A 13,122-nucleotide genomic window follows, 5' to 3' on the forward strand; every position below is an offset into this window, starting at 1 on the left:
GGCGTTCAGCGGCTCGATGCGGATGCGGCGCGCAGCTGCTCCGGGTTCCAGCGCACGCCGAGCGCCGACGTGAGCGCGGCCTGAGCGGCGCCGGCCGCGAGCGACACCCGAGGATCCGCGTAGCGGACCGGGACCTGCGCCGTGCCTCGGGAGGGGTACTCCGTCTCGCGGCGGACCCGGTCGAGGAAGCGCGGCCCGAGCTCGGTCGCTGGCCCGCCGATCACGACCTCGGTCGGGTCGAGCAGGGCGCTGATGAGCTTGACGGCCCTCGCGAGCGCACGGGCCCCCTCGTCGAGATGGCGCTCGTCCGCGCGGGCGGCGAGAGCACGGATCTCGGATGCGTCCATCGCATCGGTGAACTCGTCCCCGATCATCGCGCCCAAGGCTGCCGCGGACTCGAGACAGCCGCGCTGTCCGCACCGGCAGACACGCGCCGCCTCACCGAAGACGACTTGCACGTGCCCGATCTCGCCGGCGCGATCGCGTGGACCGGGCGCGAGTTCGCCGTTCAGGGTCACCGCGGCGCCCACGCCGCCGCCGAGGTGGATGAAGAGCCGGTATCCGGACGGGGATTCCTCCATCCCGGCTTCGGCGATGGCCTCGGCGTCGACGTCGTTGACGAGCAGCACGGGCGCCCCCAGCACGCGCTCGAACCTCTCGGCGAGGGGCACGTCCTCCCACTTGAGCTGCACGCTCTCGAGCACCGAGCGCCCGTCCGTCGTGCCGGGGAGCTGGATCCCCGCAGCGAGCACCCGCGGTCCGAACTCGGCGGCCACCGCGGCCACGGCGTCGTCGAGTGCGCGGTCACGGGTCTCGGGAGTGTAGTCCGCGCGACGGACGTCGACCTCGGTACCGTCGAGCGCCACGAGGGCGATGTATGCGTGCAGGGGTTGGATCACCAGGACGAGGATCAGGTGGTGACTCGCATCGACGCTCAGCGTGGTCGCCCGCTTGCCACCGGTGCTCGCGGCCTGCTCCCCTTCGACGATCAGTCGGTTCTCGATGAGCTCGGCGACGAGGGATGACGCCGTGGCTGCGGTCAGACCCGTCGCTCTCGCGATCCCCGCGCGCGTCTGGCTGCCCGGGTTGCGGAAGACGAGTTGCAGCGCGCGCCGGAGGTTCGCGCGCCGCACCGACGCTTGGGTGTCCAGGCCCTCATCCGTGCTCAGCATGTGCGTCCGTTCCGGAGCTCGCCCGTGGCGAGCGGTTGACAGATCGTGGCGTGATCCGTAGTCTCTCCGTAAGTTTATTCATTGAACTTAGTTGGTCGATGAATCTCACAAAAGCTCCGGACGGGCGAGTGCTGCACACACCGTCGCCCGTCCGGCACCTCTCTCAGCGGCTCTCCGCCGCTTCCGTGTGATGGCGGATGACCTCCGCCACCACGAAGTTGAACCACTTCTCCGCGAACTCGGGGTCGAGATGCGCCTCCTCTGCGAGAGCGCGCAGACGGGCGACCTGCTGCTCCTCCCGATTCGGGTCGGACGCCGGCATCTCGTGCTCCGCTTTCAGCTGCCCCACCTGCTGGGTCGCACGGAAGCGTTCGGCCAGCATGAAGATGAGTGCGGCGTCGATGTTGTCGATGGTGGCGCGAAGTCGGAGCAGTTCGGCCTTCGGGTCCTCGGCGGCGGTCATGCCCCTACTCTAGAGCCGTCGAACACCCGGATTCCGACCCGTGGCACCGCTATCGTGAGCACATGAGCAACGAAGAGTCGCCGGCGCCCACTCCCCTCGATGACGCCGCGCCCGCCCGGAAAGCACCGCGCACCGACGCCGCAGCCGCGAGCGCCGACTCTCCCACCGCAGAGCCCGCCGCGACCGGCGCAGCGCGCCCCGTGGTCATCGAGCCGATGACGCCGAGTCGGTCGTTCTGGACGCGCATCGACCGTCCGTTCGTGTTCGGCTTCCTCGTGACGCTCGGCGGACTCGGCGCGCTGGTGATCGGCCTCGCCCTGACGAGCCTGTCCACCGTGCTCATCTACATCGCGCTCGCCCTGTTCGGCGCGCTCGGACTCGACCCGGCCGTCCGGTTCCTCGAGCGTCGCGGCCTCTCCCGCTCGATCTCCGTCGTCATCACGATCCTCGCGCTCATCCTCGTGTTCGCCGTCGTGCTGTGGATGATCATCCCGATCGTCGTCGAGCAGATCGCGAGCTTCGTCCGTTCCGTCCCCGGGATGATCCAGGACTTCACCCGCAGCGACATCTACGCCACGCTCGACGCGCAGTTCGGCGATCAGTTCCAGGATCTGGTCGCCGAGGTCCAGAAGTTCCTGACCGACTTCGGCAACCTCGCGACGATCGGCGGCGGTGCTCTCGCGGTCGGGGCGTCGATCGCGACAGGCATCTCGGGCGCCATCGTCGTCCTCGTGCTCACGCTCTACTTCCTCGCGACCCTGCCCGCCATGAAGCAGGGCCTGCTGCGTCTGGCACCGGCCCGCGACCGCGCTCGTGCGAGCGACATCACCGAACAGATCACGGACTCGGTGGGCGGCTACGTGATGGGGATGGTGGTGCTGGCCTTCTGCAACGCGATACTCGCCCTGACCCTCTACTCCATCCTGGGTCTGCCCTTCCCGCCACTGATGGCGGCGATCGCCTTCTGTGTCACCCTGATCCCGCTGGTCGGATCGGTGCTGTTCTGGATCATCGGCACCGGGCTCGCGCTCTTCACCAACCCGATCGCGGCGCTGATCTTCGCAGCGATCTACCTCATCTACATGCAGATCGAGGCCTACGTGCTGACGCCGCGAGTGATGAACCGCGCGGTCGCGGTCCCGGGGTCGCTGGTCGTGATCGGCGCCCTCGCCGGTGGCACGCTGCTCGGCCTCCTCGGGGCACTCGTGGCCGTGCCCGTCACCGCTTCGATCCTCATCATCATCAAGCAGGTGCTGGTGCCGAAGCAGGATGCCCGCATCTGACGCTCGTGCGACGACGAAGCGCCCGGACCCCTGAGGGTACGGGCGCTTCTGTCATCCGACTCAGATGAGGTCGTTGTCGGTCAGCCAGGCCTTGGCGATGTCCTTCGCCGACTTCTGGTCGACCGTGCTCTGCACGTTCAGCCCGACGAGCTCTTCGGCAGTGAGCTTCGCGCTGATCGCGTTGATCACGTCGGCGACCTCGTCGGCGACGTCGCTCGAGACGATCGGCACGACGTTCGAGGCCAGGATGATGTTCTCCGGGTCTTCGAGCGCGACGATGTCCTCGGTCTGGAACGCGGGGTCGGCCGAGTAGATGTCCGCGACCTGGATCTCGCCGGCCAGCAACGACTCCAGCGTGGTCGGGCCGGTCGCCGAGAACGCCAGGTCGACGCCGTAGATGTCCTTGGCGGCCGCGGGCCCGTACGGGCGCTGCTCAAACTCCGGTGCCGCACCGATCGTGACCGGCGTGGTCACCTTCGAGAGGTCACCGATCGAGGTGAGACCGTTCTCCTCGGCGAAGCTCTTGAGCACCGTGTAGGTGTCCTGGTCGGAGGCCTCTGCATAGTCGAGCGCGGTCAGGCTGTCGGGCAGCGCGTCCTGCAGCGCGGCGTAGACGTCTTCCGGGCTGGTGGCCGTCGCGCTGTCATCGAGGTACTCGAGCAGGTTGCCCGTGTACTCCGGGAACACGTCGATCGCGCCGGACTCGACGTCGGGCATGTAGGCGTCGCGCTGTCCGATGTTGAACTCGCGCTTGACGTCGAAGTCGGCGCCTTCGAGCGCTTGTGCGTAGATCTCGGCGATGATCTCGTTCGAGTAGTAGGCCTGGGAGCCGACGACGATCGTGTCGCCGCCGGAGCCCGCGTCATCGGTCGGGGCGTCGAGCGGGTTGCTGTTCGCGCAGCCACCGAGGACGAGCACCGCGGCGAGCGCGGCGCCACCGGCGAGGGCGAGTCGTGACTTACGTGCTGTGAACATGGGGAGTTCCTCTTCTCTGGGACAACGGGATGGGTGCTGTGGGACGGTGAGCGGCTATGAACGTGTCAGGCGGTGGCCGGCGCGGGTGAGGCTGCCGCGGTACGCGACCGGCGGGTCGTGGTCGGCGCTCGCACCCCGGCGGGGACGGCGGCGTGCTGGAGGAGGGCGAAGATCAGGTCGACCGCCAGCGCGAGGATGGCGACGAGGATCGCACCGCCGAGCACCTGGTCGAACTTGCGCAGGGGGATGCCCTGGATGATCGGCCAGCCGAGACCACCGAGGTTCACGTAGGCGGCGATCGTGACCGTGGCGATCACCTGCAGGAGGGCTGCGCGGATGCCACCGACCAGGAGGGGCAGCCCGAGGCGTACCTCGACCTTCCAGAACACCTGCCACTCGGTCATCCCCATCGCGCGCGCCGAGTCGAGCACACGGCGGTCGATGGCCTCGAGCCCGGTGTAGGCGCCCGCGAGGAGCGAGGGGATGGCCAGCAGCACGAACGTGATGATCGCGGCTTCGGGGATGCGGAGCACACCGAGCAGCAGCACGAGCAGCACGAGGAGTCCGAAGGACGGGATCGCTCGGGCCGCGCCGGAAACAGCGACGGCGATCTCGCGGCCGCGGCCGGTGTGGCCGATGAGCCATCCGATCGGCACCGCGATGATGGCAGCGATCAGCACCGAGATCAGCGTGTAGTACATGTGCTGGCCGAACAGGATCGGCAGCGAGTACGGCCCCTCCCACCGGTCGGGGGAGAAGAGCCAGGCGATGGCGTCGGTGAACACGTTCATGCGGCGGTCCTCAGCGTGGCCGCCTGTCGTGCGGCTGACGGTGTCTTGGCGGCGCGCGTCCACGGCATCAGCGCGCGGCCGAGGAGCAGGAGCAGCAGGTCGATCACCAGGGCGATCACCACGACCGCGATGACGCCGGCGAACACCTCCGCGAGGATGCGGCGCTGCAGGCCGTTCTCGAACAGGTAGCCGAGGTTCGTCACACCCACCAGGATGCCGACGGTGGCGAGGGAGATCGTGCTGACGGCCGCCACACGCAGCCCGGCGAGCACGACGGGTCCGGCGAGCGGGAAGTCGACGGTCCAGAACCGGCGGAACCCGCCGTAGCCCATCGCGGTGGCCGACTGCCGGATGGCGGGATCAACCGAGTCGAGGCCGTCGGAGACCGCGCGCACCAGGATCGCGACCGCGTAGATGGTGAGACCGATGATGAGGTTGATCGGGCTGCGAGCCGGATACCCGGCGACGGACGGCAGCAGGATCAGCAACGCGAGTGACGGGATCGTGTAGAGAAGACCGGTGAGGACGATGACCGGCCCTTTCACCAGTTGATAGCGCCAGGCGACCCACCCGAGCGGCACCGACAGCACGAAGCCGAGCACGATCGCGATCGCGCTCTGCTGCAGGTGGATGGCGGTCAGCTCGAGGATGAGGCCGACGTTGTCGACGATCCAGTTCACGGAGCGCCCTTCGTCACGCTCTCCTCGCTCAGGAGCGCGTCGCTGACAGCATCGGGCACGTCGACGATCGAGCCCTGGGTGCGCCCCTCCGAGTCGACCACCACGGTGCCCCGCGGCGTCTGCTTGAGGTGCAGGGCGCGGCGACCGCGATCCGCGCCGATGAACGCCGAGACGAAGTCGTCCGCCGGGTTCTCGATGATCTCGCTCGGACTGCCGACCTGCACGATGCGCGCGCCCTTGTCGAGGATGACGACCTGATCGCCGAGCAGGAACGCCTCGTCGATGTCGTGCGTGACGAAGACGACGGTCTTGTCGAGCTCGCTCTGCAGGCGCAGGGTCTCCTGTTGCAGGTCGGCCCGCACGATGGGGTCGACCGCGCCGAAGGGCTCGTCCATGAGCAGGATGTTCGGGTCGGCGGCGAGTCCGCGGGCGACACCCACACGCTGCTGTTGGCCGCCGGAGAGCTGACTCGGGTAGCGCTCGGCGAGCGCCTGGTCGAGGCCGACCGTGTCGAGCAGGTCGCGCGCCCGCTGGTGGGCCGCAGCCCGCTTCACCCCGGTCAGCCGGAGCACCGTGGCCACGTTGTCGATGACCGTGAAGTGCGGCATGAGCCCGGAGTTCTGCATGACGTAGCCGATGCGTCGGCGCAGAGCCACCGGGTCGCCTTCAAGCACGCTCTCCCCGTCGATCTCGACGTCGCCGGAGGTGGGCTCGACCATGCGGTTGATCATGCGGAGCAGGGTGGTCTTGCCACAGCCGGACGAGCCGACGAACACGGTGGTCTTGCGTGACGGCAGCACGAGGCTGAAGTCATCGACGGCGAGTGCACCGCCGGGGAACCGTTTGGTGACGTTGCGGAACTCGATCATGGGCTGGTCTCCAGTCGGTCGATCGATGTGCGAGCGGACGAGTCTTGGCTCTTCTGGTGGCTACGGGCCGACCTCGACGCGCGGATCGAACGCCACGAATCCGGAGAAGTCCTTGCCGACACGATCGAAGGCCGACGGATAAGGAGTCGGATACGACCAGGCGTAGTCGGTGTGCAGCTCGCCGTCGGTCTGCACGGAGTAGTACTGAGCCGCGCCCTTCCAGGGACAGGTGTAGGGCGTGGGGCTCTCGACGAGCACCCCGGGTGTGATGGATGCGGGCGGGAAGTACCAGTTCCCTTCGATGCGGGCGAGATCGCTCTCGTCGGCCTCGGCGATGACGGTTCCTGCGAGTACAGCCTTCATGGTCCTGCCTCCTCGGATGTGTGTTCGAGCGTATAAGACGGTGGGGACATCGGGCTCGAGGGTTGCGCGCGGGCCGTCAATGTGAGAAACAATCCCGAATCTGTTCGGTATGCCCGTGAAAACGGATTGCCCGCCGCGATGGTCGGGGTCAGGCGGAATCGCGCCCGTAGCCCTCCAGGAGTCGCAACCAGATCTCGCTGACGGTCGGGTACGACGGCACCGCATGCCAGAGACGGGCGATCGGCACCTCGCCGACGATCGCCACGGTGGCGGCGTGCACGAGTTCCGCCACCTCGGGGCCGACGAACGTCGCACCGATCACGACATCGCGGTCGGTGTCGATCACGAGTCGCGCCTGCCCCTCGAAACCGTCTTCGTAGAGGCTCGCCCCCGCGATCCACCCGAGGTCGTAGTCGATCGCCTTCACGGTGATTCCTGCCTCGACCGCGTGCGCCTCGGTCAGACCGACGGAGCCGACCTCGGGGATCGAGAAGGTGACCTGCGGGACCGCCGCCTGATCCGCCGTCGCGACGTGACGACCCCACGGAGCGTCATCCACGTCGACGCCCTGGGCGCGGGCGACGATCACGTCACCCGCTGCCCTCGCCTGGTACTTGCCTTGGTGGGTGAGGAGCACGCGCCCGTTCACGTCTCCGACTGCGTACAGCCAGTCGGATCCGGGGACCCGGAGCGTATCGTCCGTCTCGATCCAGTGGCCGGGCTTCAGGCCCACGACCTCAAGACCGATGTCTCCGCTGCGCGGCGAACGCCCCGTTGCGGCGAGCACCTCCGTCGCGACGATCTCCTCGCCGCCGTCGAGGGTGACGGTCACGCCGTCGGCGCCGCGGTGCACGGATGCCGTGCCCGTGTCGGTGCGCACGTCGACGCCGAGTTCCTTGAGACCAGCCGCGACCCGCTCTCCGGCGAAGGGCTCCATCCCCCCGAGCAGACCGCTGCGGGCGATGACGGTGACCTTCGAGCCGAGTGCCGCGTATGCCGTGGCCATCTCGACCGCGACCACGCCTCCGCCGATCACGGCCAGGCTCTCCGGCAGCTCCTCGGCACTGGTCGCCTCTCGACTCGTCCAGGGTGCGGACTCACGGAGCCCGTCGATGGGCGGGATGACGGCGTCCGATCCGGTGCTGATGGCCACCGCATGCCGGGCGCGGAGCACGCGCGTCGCCCCGTCGGCATCCGTCACGGTCACCTCCCGCTCGCCCGTCAGCCGACCGTACCCGCGCGCCAGATCGATCCCGGCGGAGTCGAGCCACTTCACCTGCCCGTCATCGGACCAGTTGCTGGTGAAGGAGTCGCGCCTTTCGAAGACCGCCCGCACATCGAGCTTCCCGGTCACCGCCTGCGAGGCGCCCGCCACGTGCTGCGCTGCCCGCAACGCCTGCGCCGACCGCAGCAGCGCCTTCGACGGCATGCACGCCCAGTAGGAACACTCACCTCCGACGAGCTCGCTCTCGACGATGATCGCGGTGAGTCCGCCCTGCACGGCGCGGTCGGCGACGTTCTCGCCCACCGGACCTCCGCCCAGCACGATCAGGTCGTATTCGTCGGTCTTCTGCGCTGCGTTCATGCCTGGCACCTCTCCGTCGGCCGGTTCCGTCGCCCAGTCTCGCTCAAGACCAACGCCGAGTCACGGGTGAGTTGTTCCCTCCGGCGTGGCGCGGGAGGGTGCGGCGGTCAGGCAGTCAGGCGGTCACGAGCTCCCGACCCCGGCGGGAGTCGGCGAACGCGCGGGGATATGCCCGGCGCAGGGTGACGACGATCAGCGTGGCCGCGGTCACCTTGATGAGGTCGCCCGGGAGGAAGGCCAGGCTCGACAGAGCGGTGAGGTCGAGCGGAACTCCGGTCACGAGCGCCTGGACCGGGATGCCGAACGCGTAGACGACGAACACGCCGCCGACCAGAGCAGCCACCGCGCACCGCCACCAGGTGAACCGTCCGGTGCGCATGAGCAGCCCGATCACCACGACGCCCGCGATCCAGCCGATCAGGTAGCCCACGGTCGGTCCGACGAAGACACCCAGGCCCCCGCGTCCACCCGCGAGCACGGGGAGTCCAACCGCGGCAAGCGCCAGCACGAGGGCGATCGACCAGGGCGCGACGCGCGGACCGAGCACAAGACCCGCGAGCATGACGCCGAGCGTCTGCCCGGTGATGGGCACGCCGCCGGGGAGCGGCACGACAACCGTTCCCAGCACGATGATGAGGGCGGCGAACACGGCCACCCGACCGAGGGTCGCACTGGAGTCACGGGTCGATGCGGTCATCGCTCATCCTTCCTGAACAGTGTTCACCTGAACACCGTTCATCAGAGTACGGATGTCGCTACCCCCGCGCAAATCACCACCCCGGAGTCACCAACACGACCTTCCCGCGCTGACGCCGGTGCGCGATGGCGTCATGTGCGCCCGCAGGATCCTCCAGCGGGTAGTCGTCACGTCCCGGCTCATGCCTCCCCCTGCTCCCGCGATTCGTCTTCGGCGGATTCGACACGGACCCTCGGGGAGAGGACCGCCGCCGCGAAGGCCACGACCGCAGCCAGCACGAACACGCCGAGGAACGGATCCGCGCCCGCGAGCGCGGTGAACAGTGTCCCTGTGACGGCCAGGGCCAGCGCGCTGCCGAACGAGTCGGCGACCGTCATCGCACCGCTGTTGAAGCCCTGATTCTCCGGCGTGGACATCGCGAGCGTGAGGGCACTGGTGCGCGGACTCATCAACCCCATCCCCATACCCGCGATGACCCAGGCGAGCGCAATCAGCAGAGCATCTCCTCGGAAGCCGGCAATCGCGACGGTCAGCACGATGCCGGCGAACACGAGGCCCGTCCCGAGCCGCACGGCCGTCACGCTCGACAAGCGCGCGCCCAGCCGCCCCTGGACGGTCGCGGCGAGAGACCACGCGAGCGCACCGCCGGTCAGCGCGAGTCCTGCCAGAGTCGGCGACAGTTCGTACCGATCGGTGAGTAGGTAGGGCAGGTAGACCTGCGCACCGAAGAACGCGGCGGCCGCGACCCCGCGGACGAGGATGACGGACGGCAGCCCTCGGCGCGCCCGAAACGTCCCGCGCGGGACCAGCGGCCGCACCGCGATGAGGGCGACCGCGATAGCAACGACGGCGAGAGCAGAGCCGAACCCAGGGATGTCGCCGACCAGATTCAGCGCGAGCACAGCAACGGCCGCGAGCACCGACCATCCGAGTCGCCCGAACGCCCAGGGAGTCGTCGCATCGCCGTGGTTCGCGAGCCCGCGAAGTGCGGGCACGACCATCAGCAGCGCCACCAGCACCAGGATGACCACGCCGAGGAAGACCCAGTGCCAGCTCCAGAGTTCGGTCACGGCACCCGCGACCGTCGGGCCGATCAGTGAGGGGATGACCCAGGCCGCGGCGAAGCCGGCGAAGATCGCCGGATGCAGCTCGTGCGGGTAGACGCGGGCGACCACCACGTACAGGGCCACCATCAACCCTCCGCTGCCGAGGCCCTGGGCGAACCTCCCCGCGACGAGGATCTCCATGCTCGGCGCGAGGCCGGCGATCAGCAGTCCGACGATGAACAGGGCGACCGCGGTGTACAACGGAACGACCGGTCCGCGACGATCCGCCCAATTCCCGGCGAGCACCATGCCGATGACCCCGGTGGCGAGAGGTCCGGCGAAAGCGAGCGCGTACAGCCGTTCTCCGCCGAGATCGGCGCTCACGGTCGGCATCACCGTGGTGACCGCCAGGGATTCGAACGCGCCGAGGAACACGAGCGCACAGGCGCCGATCGTGATCCAGACGTAGTCGCGGCTCAAGATGCGGGGTGCGGCCGCGCCCGGCGTCGACACCTGCTCGGTCTTCGAGGTCATGATGATGACCGTAGAACCTCAAGTGAGGTTGAGGTCAAGCGCCGGATCGCCCGGCTCATGCGTCGGCGGTCGGTGTCGTCTCAGCGCACCGGCAAGAAGTGCGTCGGCGTCGGAACCTGCGCCTCATGGCGGATGCCGAGGGGCGCGCCCGTGCGCTCATCGAGGTCGAGCAGGATGATGGTATCGGAGCGCTGCCCCGCGACCAGCAACTTGCCCTCGTGCACCAGGTGGTGGCGCGGCCAGTCGACCCCCGCGTCGGCGAGCGCCACGGATTCCAGGGCCTCACCCCCGCCGCGCACGCGCAGCGCCGCGATCGTGTTGCTTCCGCGCAGGGCCGTGTAGAGGAAGTGTCCGTCGCGGCTGCGGGCGAGTTCGGCGGGGAAGTCTGTGCCCACCTGGGCGATCGGACTCGACAGCGTCGACGACACGACGCTCCACGTGCGGTCGGACGCCTCGGCGAGCGTGAACACCTCGCACGAGTACTCGGTCACCACGTGCAGGTGCCCGCTGGGGTGCAGCACCATGTGCCGCGGCCCGGTGCCGAGTGGCAGCACGACCTCGTGGTCGAGTACGAGCCCGCTGCCGACTTGCCGCCAGAACCGCACGAGGTCGAACCCGAGGTCGGTCGTGGCGATGCGCCCGTCGGGAAGGAACACGGCGGCATGCGCGTGCGAGACACGGTCACCGCCCACCCCGTACGGGTCGACCGCGGCGACGCCGTCACCGAGAGGCGTCGCCGCCGGTGCATCGGGATCCGTGTCGTCCCCGAACAGTGCCGCGCGGAGTTCCGCGGCCGCATCCGGCCGTGCGGGCACGATCCGCCCGTCCGCATCGAGGCCGAGCCGCACCACGCGGCCGTCGCCGTAGCAACTGGCGACCAGAGCAGAGCCGTCCGCAGCGACCGCGACGTGACACACGTACTGGCCCACCGCCGCCGGTGCATCCATCGGGGAGAGGGGGCCGTCCCCCCTACGCACGAACGCCTGCACCGCGGAGTCGCCCTCGAGCGCCGCGTAGACGACGTCGAGCGTCGGATGCTGCGCCAGCCACGACGGCGAAGGGGCCTCTGCGACCACGCCCCGGTACGCGAGCGTGGTCGCCTCCCGGCCTGCATCCCCCGCGAGCAGACCGATGCCGTCGGCAGAACCGTCCATGCCGGGGCCGTAGCCGCCGAGCCAGAATCGCGTCACGACAGGCCGGATCAGTCGAGCAGGTCGTGGCGGACGATGACCTGGTCGCGCTCGGGGCCGACACCGATCACCGAGATGCGGGTGTTGCTCATCTTCTCGAGCGCCAGCACGTAGTCCTGTGCGTTCTGCGGCAGGTCCTCGAAAGTGCGGGCGACGGAGATGTCCTCATTCCAACCCGGGAAGTACTCCAGGATCGGCTTCGCGTGGTGGAAGTCGGTCTGGTTGACGGGCACCTCGTCGAAACGCTCGCCATCGACGTCGTAGGCGACGCACACCGGGATCTTGTCGAGTCCGGTCAGGATGTCGAGCTTGGTGAGCACGAGGTCGGTGATGCCGTTGATTCGCGTCGCGTACCGGGTGATGGGTGCGTCGTACCAGCCGACCCGACGCGGACGCCCGGTGGTGGTGCCGAACTCGAAGCCCTGCTTGCGCAGCCAGTCGCCCTGCTCGTCGAAGAGCTCTGTGGGGAAGGGGCCCGATCCGACGCGGGTCGTGTACGCCTTGACGATACCGACGATGCGGTCGAGCGCACCGGGACCGACGCCCGCACCCGTCGCGGCTCCGCCGGCGGTCGCCGACGACGAGGTCACGAACGGATAGGTGCCGTGGTCGATGTCGAGCATCGTCGCCTGACCGCCTTCGAACACGACGACTTCGCCACGATCGAGGGCCTCCGCGATCAGGTAGCCCGTGTCGGCGACAAGGGGGCGCAGGCGGTCGGCGTACGACAGCAGATCATCGACGACCTCGTCGGCGGTGATCGCGCGACGGTTGAAGATCTTCACCAGCAGGTGGTTCTTCTGATCCAGAGCGCCTTCGACCTTCTGGCGCAGGATGTTCTCGTCGAAGATGTCCTGCACACGGATACCGACGCGGTTGATCTTGTCGGCGTAGGCCGGACCGATGCCTCGACCGGTGGTGCCGATCATCCGCTTGCCGAGGAAACGCTCAGTGACCTTGTCGAGCGTGCGGTGGTACTGCGTGATGATGTGCGCGTTGGCGCTGACCTTGAGACGCGAGACGTCGATGCCCCGGGCGGCGAGCGCCTCCAGCTCGAAGAACAGGACCTCGAGGTCGACGACGACGCCGTTGCCGATCACGGGAGTCACGCCCGGCGAGAGGATGCCGGAGGGCAGCAGGTGCAGCGCGTACTTCTCGTCTCCCACGACGACGGTGTGCCCGGCGTTGTTACCGCCGTTGAACTTCACCACCCAGTCGGTGCGCTCACCGAGCAGATCGGTGGCCTTGCCCTTTCCTTCGTCGCCCCACTGCACGCCGACGATAACGATTCCTGGCATGGGTAACCCCCTGGCTTTCGCCGGGTTTGCACCGGCCGATGAGCTGGCCCTCTTCGGGCCGTCCCATCCTATCGGGAGCCTCTCCCACGCCCCTTCGCCCCGAGTCGCCCTCCGGAGTTCCGGTCTCCGGGGTTCGCTTCCCGGGGTTCCGGTCGCGATATGACAGCGCCGTTGGC

General features: G+C 68.7%; 13 protein-coding genes. 1 reads left to right on the forward strand and 12 read right to left on the reverse strand.

Translation table 11 applies throughout. The annotated features are described in order from the left end of the window. Window positions 1-5: 5 nt before the first annotated feature. Together LVJ59_RS10535 and LVJ59_RS10540 are read right to left on the reverse strand one after the other, a co-directional pair. Window positions 6-1,172, reverse strand: a complete 1,167-nt coding sequence (locus LVJ59_RS10535) for an ROK family protein (RefSeq protein ID WP_232762974.1) — start codon at window positions 1,170-1,172, stop codon at window positions 6-8. Between the two features lie 163 nt (window positions 1,173-1,335). Continuing rightward, window positions 1,336-1,635 (reverse strand): chorismate mutase, encoded by a 300-nt coding sequence (locus tag LVJ59_RS10540; protein ID WP_047521753.1) that lies wholly within the window; start codon window positions 1,633-1,635, stop codon window positions 1,336-1,338. 62 nt (window positions 1,636-1,697) lie between these two features. On the opposite strand from LVJ59_RS10540, the gene LVJ59_RS10545 reads away from it, so the two are divergent. Continuing rightward, complete coding sequence (locus LVJ59_RS10545) at window positions 1,698-2,918, forward strand: AI-2E family transporter (RefSeq protein WP_232762975.1); 1,221 nt, start codon at window positions 1,698-1,700, stop codon at window positions 2,916-2,918. A gap of 60 nt (window positions 2,919-2,978) precedes the next feature. Here the strand turns inward: LVJ59_RS10545 and LVJ59_RS10550 are convergent, their stop codons facing one another. The 10 genes from LVJ59_RS10550 to LVJ59_RS10595 form a co-directional block, all read right to left on the reverse strand. Next, window positions 2,979-3,893 carry an ABC transporter substrate-binding protein gene (locus tag LVJ59_RS10550; RefSeq protein WP_232762976.1) on the reverse strand — a complete coding sequence of 305 codons (915 nt, stop codon included), beginning with the start codon at window positions 3,891-3,893 and terminating at the stop codon, window positions 2,979-2,981. A 65-nt stretch (window positions 3,894-3,958) separates the two neighbouring features. Further along, window positions 3,959-4,684, reverse strand: a complete 726-nt coding sequence (locus LVJ59_RS10555; RefSeq protein ID WP_134352645.1) for an ABC transporter permease — start codon at window positions 4,682-4,684, stop codon at window positions 3,959-3,961. Next, entirely contained in the window at window positions 4,681-5,364 is a 684-nt protein-coding gene (locus LVJ59_RS10560; protein WP_232762977.1) for an ABC transporter permease, read from the reverse strand. The genes LVJ59_RS10555 and LVJ59_RS10560 overlap by 4 nt, the downstream gene beginning before the upstream one ends. Continuing rightward, window positions 5,361-6,233 carry an ABC transporter ATP-binding protein gene (locus LVJ59_RS10565; RefSeq protein WP_047521744.1) on the reverse strand — a complete coding sequence of 291 codons (873 nt, stop codon included), beginning with the start codon at window positions 6,231-6,233 and terminating at the stop codon, window positions 5,361-5,363. The genes LVJ59_RS10560 and LVJ59_RS10565 overlap by 4 nt, the downstream gene beginning before the upstream one ends. Window positions 6,234-6,293: 60 nt before the next feature. Further along, a complete protein-coding gene (locus tag LVJ59_RS10570; RefSeq protein WP_046748074.1) occupies window positions 6,294-6,596 on the reverse strand; it encodes a DUF427 domain-containing protein in 303 nt (100 codons plus the stop codon). 148 nt (window positions 6,597-6,744) lie between these two features. Then, window positions 6,745-8,181: an NAD(P)/FAD-dependent oxidoreductase gene (locus tag LVJ59_RS10575; protein WP_232762978.1), complete on the reverse strand. Its 1,437-nt coding sequence runs from the start codon at window positions 8,179-8,181 to the stop codon at window positions 6,745-6,747. Window positions 8,182-8,296: 115 nt separating this feature from the next. Continuing rightward, window positions 8,297-8,878: a biotin transporter BioY gene (locus LVJ59_RS10580; RefSeq protein ID WP_232762979.1), complete on the reverse strand. Its 582-nt coding sequence runs from the start codon at window positions 8,876-8,878 to the stop codon at window positions 8,297-8,299. A gap of 179 nt (window positions 8,879-9,057) precedes the next feature. After that, window positions 9,058-10,458: an MFS transporter gene (locus tag LVJ59_RS10585; protein ID WP_232762980.1), complete on the reverse strand. Its 1,401-nt coding sequence runs from the start codon at window positions 10,456-10,458 to the stop codon at window positions 9,058-9,060. A gap of 80 nt (window positions 10,459-10,538) precedes the next feature. Continuing rightward, window positions 10,539-11,648: a beta-propeller fold lactonase family protein gene (locus tag LVJ59_RS10590; protein WP_232762981.1), complete on the reverse strand. Its 1,110-nt coding sequence runs from the start codon at window positions 11,646-11,648 to the stop codon at window positions 10,539-10,541. Between the two features lie 11 nt (window positions 11,649-11,659). Continuing rightward, on the reverse strand, window positions 11,660-12,946 hold the full coding sequence (locus LVJ59_RS10595; RefSeq protein ID WP_232762982.1) for an adenylosuccinate synthase: 1,287 nt from the start codon (window positions 12,944-12,946) through the stop codon (window positions 11,660-11,662). Between the last annotated feature and the right edge of the window lie 176 nt (window positions 12,947-13,122).

This window comes from Microbacterium sp. KKR3/1 (assembly GCF_021272365.1).
Classification (GTDB): domain Bacteria; phylum Actinomycetota; class Actinomycetes; order Actinomycetales; family Microbacteriaceae; genus Microbacterium; species Microbacterium aurugineum.

What these genes read in the sequence shown, in the direction of transcription:
- LVJ59_RS10595 (WP_232762982.1), bottom strand. Translation starts at nt 12,946, where the DNA reads ATGCCAGGAATCGTTATCGTCGGCGTGCAGTGGGGCGACGAAGGAAAG.
- LVJ59_RS10580 (WP_232762979.1), bottom strand. Translation starts at nt 8,878, where the DNA reads ATGACCGCATCGACCCGTGACTCCAGTGCGACCCTCGGTCGGGTGGCC.
- LVJ59_RS10545 (WP_232762975.1), top strand. Translation starts at nt 1,698, where the DNA reads ATGAGCAACGAAGAGTCGCCGGCGCCCACTCCCCTCGATGACGCCGCG.
- LVJ59_RS10585 (WP_232762980.1), bottom strand. Translation starts at nt 10,458, where the DNA reads ATGACCTCGAAGACCGAGCAGGTGTCGACGCCGGGCGCGGCCGCACCC.
- LVJ59_RS10570 (WP_046748074.1), bottom strand. Translation starts at nt 6,596, where the DNA reads ATGAAGGCTGTACTCGCAGGAACCGTCATCGCCGAGGCCGACGAGAGC.
- LVJ59_RS10535 (WP_232762974.1), bottom strand. Translation starts at nt 1,172, where the DNA reads ATGCTGAGCACGGATGAGGGCCTGGACACCCAAGCGTCGGTGCGGCGC.
- LVJ59_RS10550 (WP_232762976.1), bottom strand. Translation starts at nt 3,893, where the DNA reads ATGTTCACAGCACGTAAGTCACGACTCGCCCTCGCCGGTGGCGCCGCG.
- LVJ59_RS10555 (WP_134352645.1), bottom strand. Translation starts at nt 4,684, where the DNA reads ATGAACGTGTTCACCGACGCCATCGCCTGGCTCTTCTCCCCCGACCGG.
- LVJ59_RS10565 (WP_047521744.1), bottom strand. Translation starts at nt 6,233, where the DNA reads ATGATCGAGTTCCGCAACGTCACCAAACGGTTCCCCGGCGGTGCACTC.
- LVJ59_RS10540 (WP_047521753.1), bottom strand. Translation starts at nt 1,635, where the DNA reads ATGACCGCCGCCGAGGACCCGAAGGCCGAACTGCTCCGACTTCGCGCC.
- LVJ59_RS10575 (WP_232762978.1), bottom strand. Translation starts at nt 8,181, where the DNA reads ATGAACGCAGCGCAGAAGACCGACGAATACGACCTGATCGTGCTGGGC.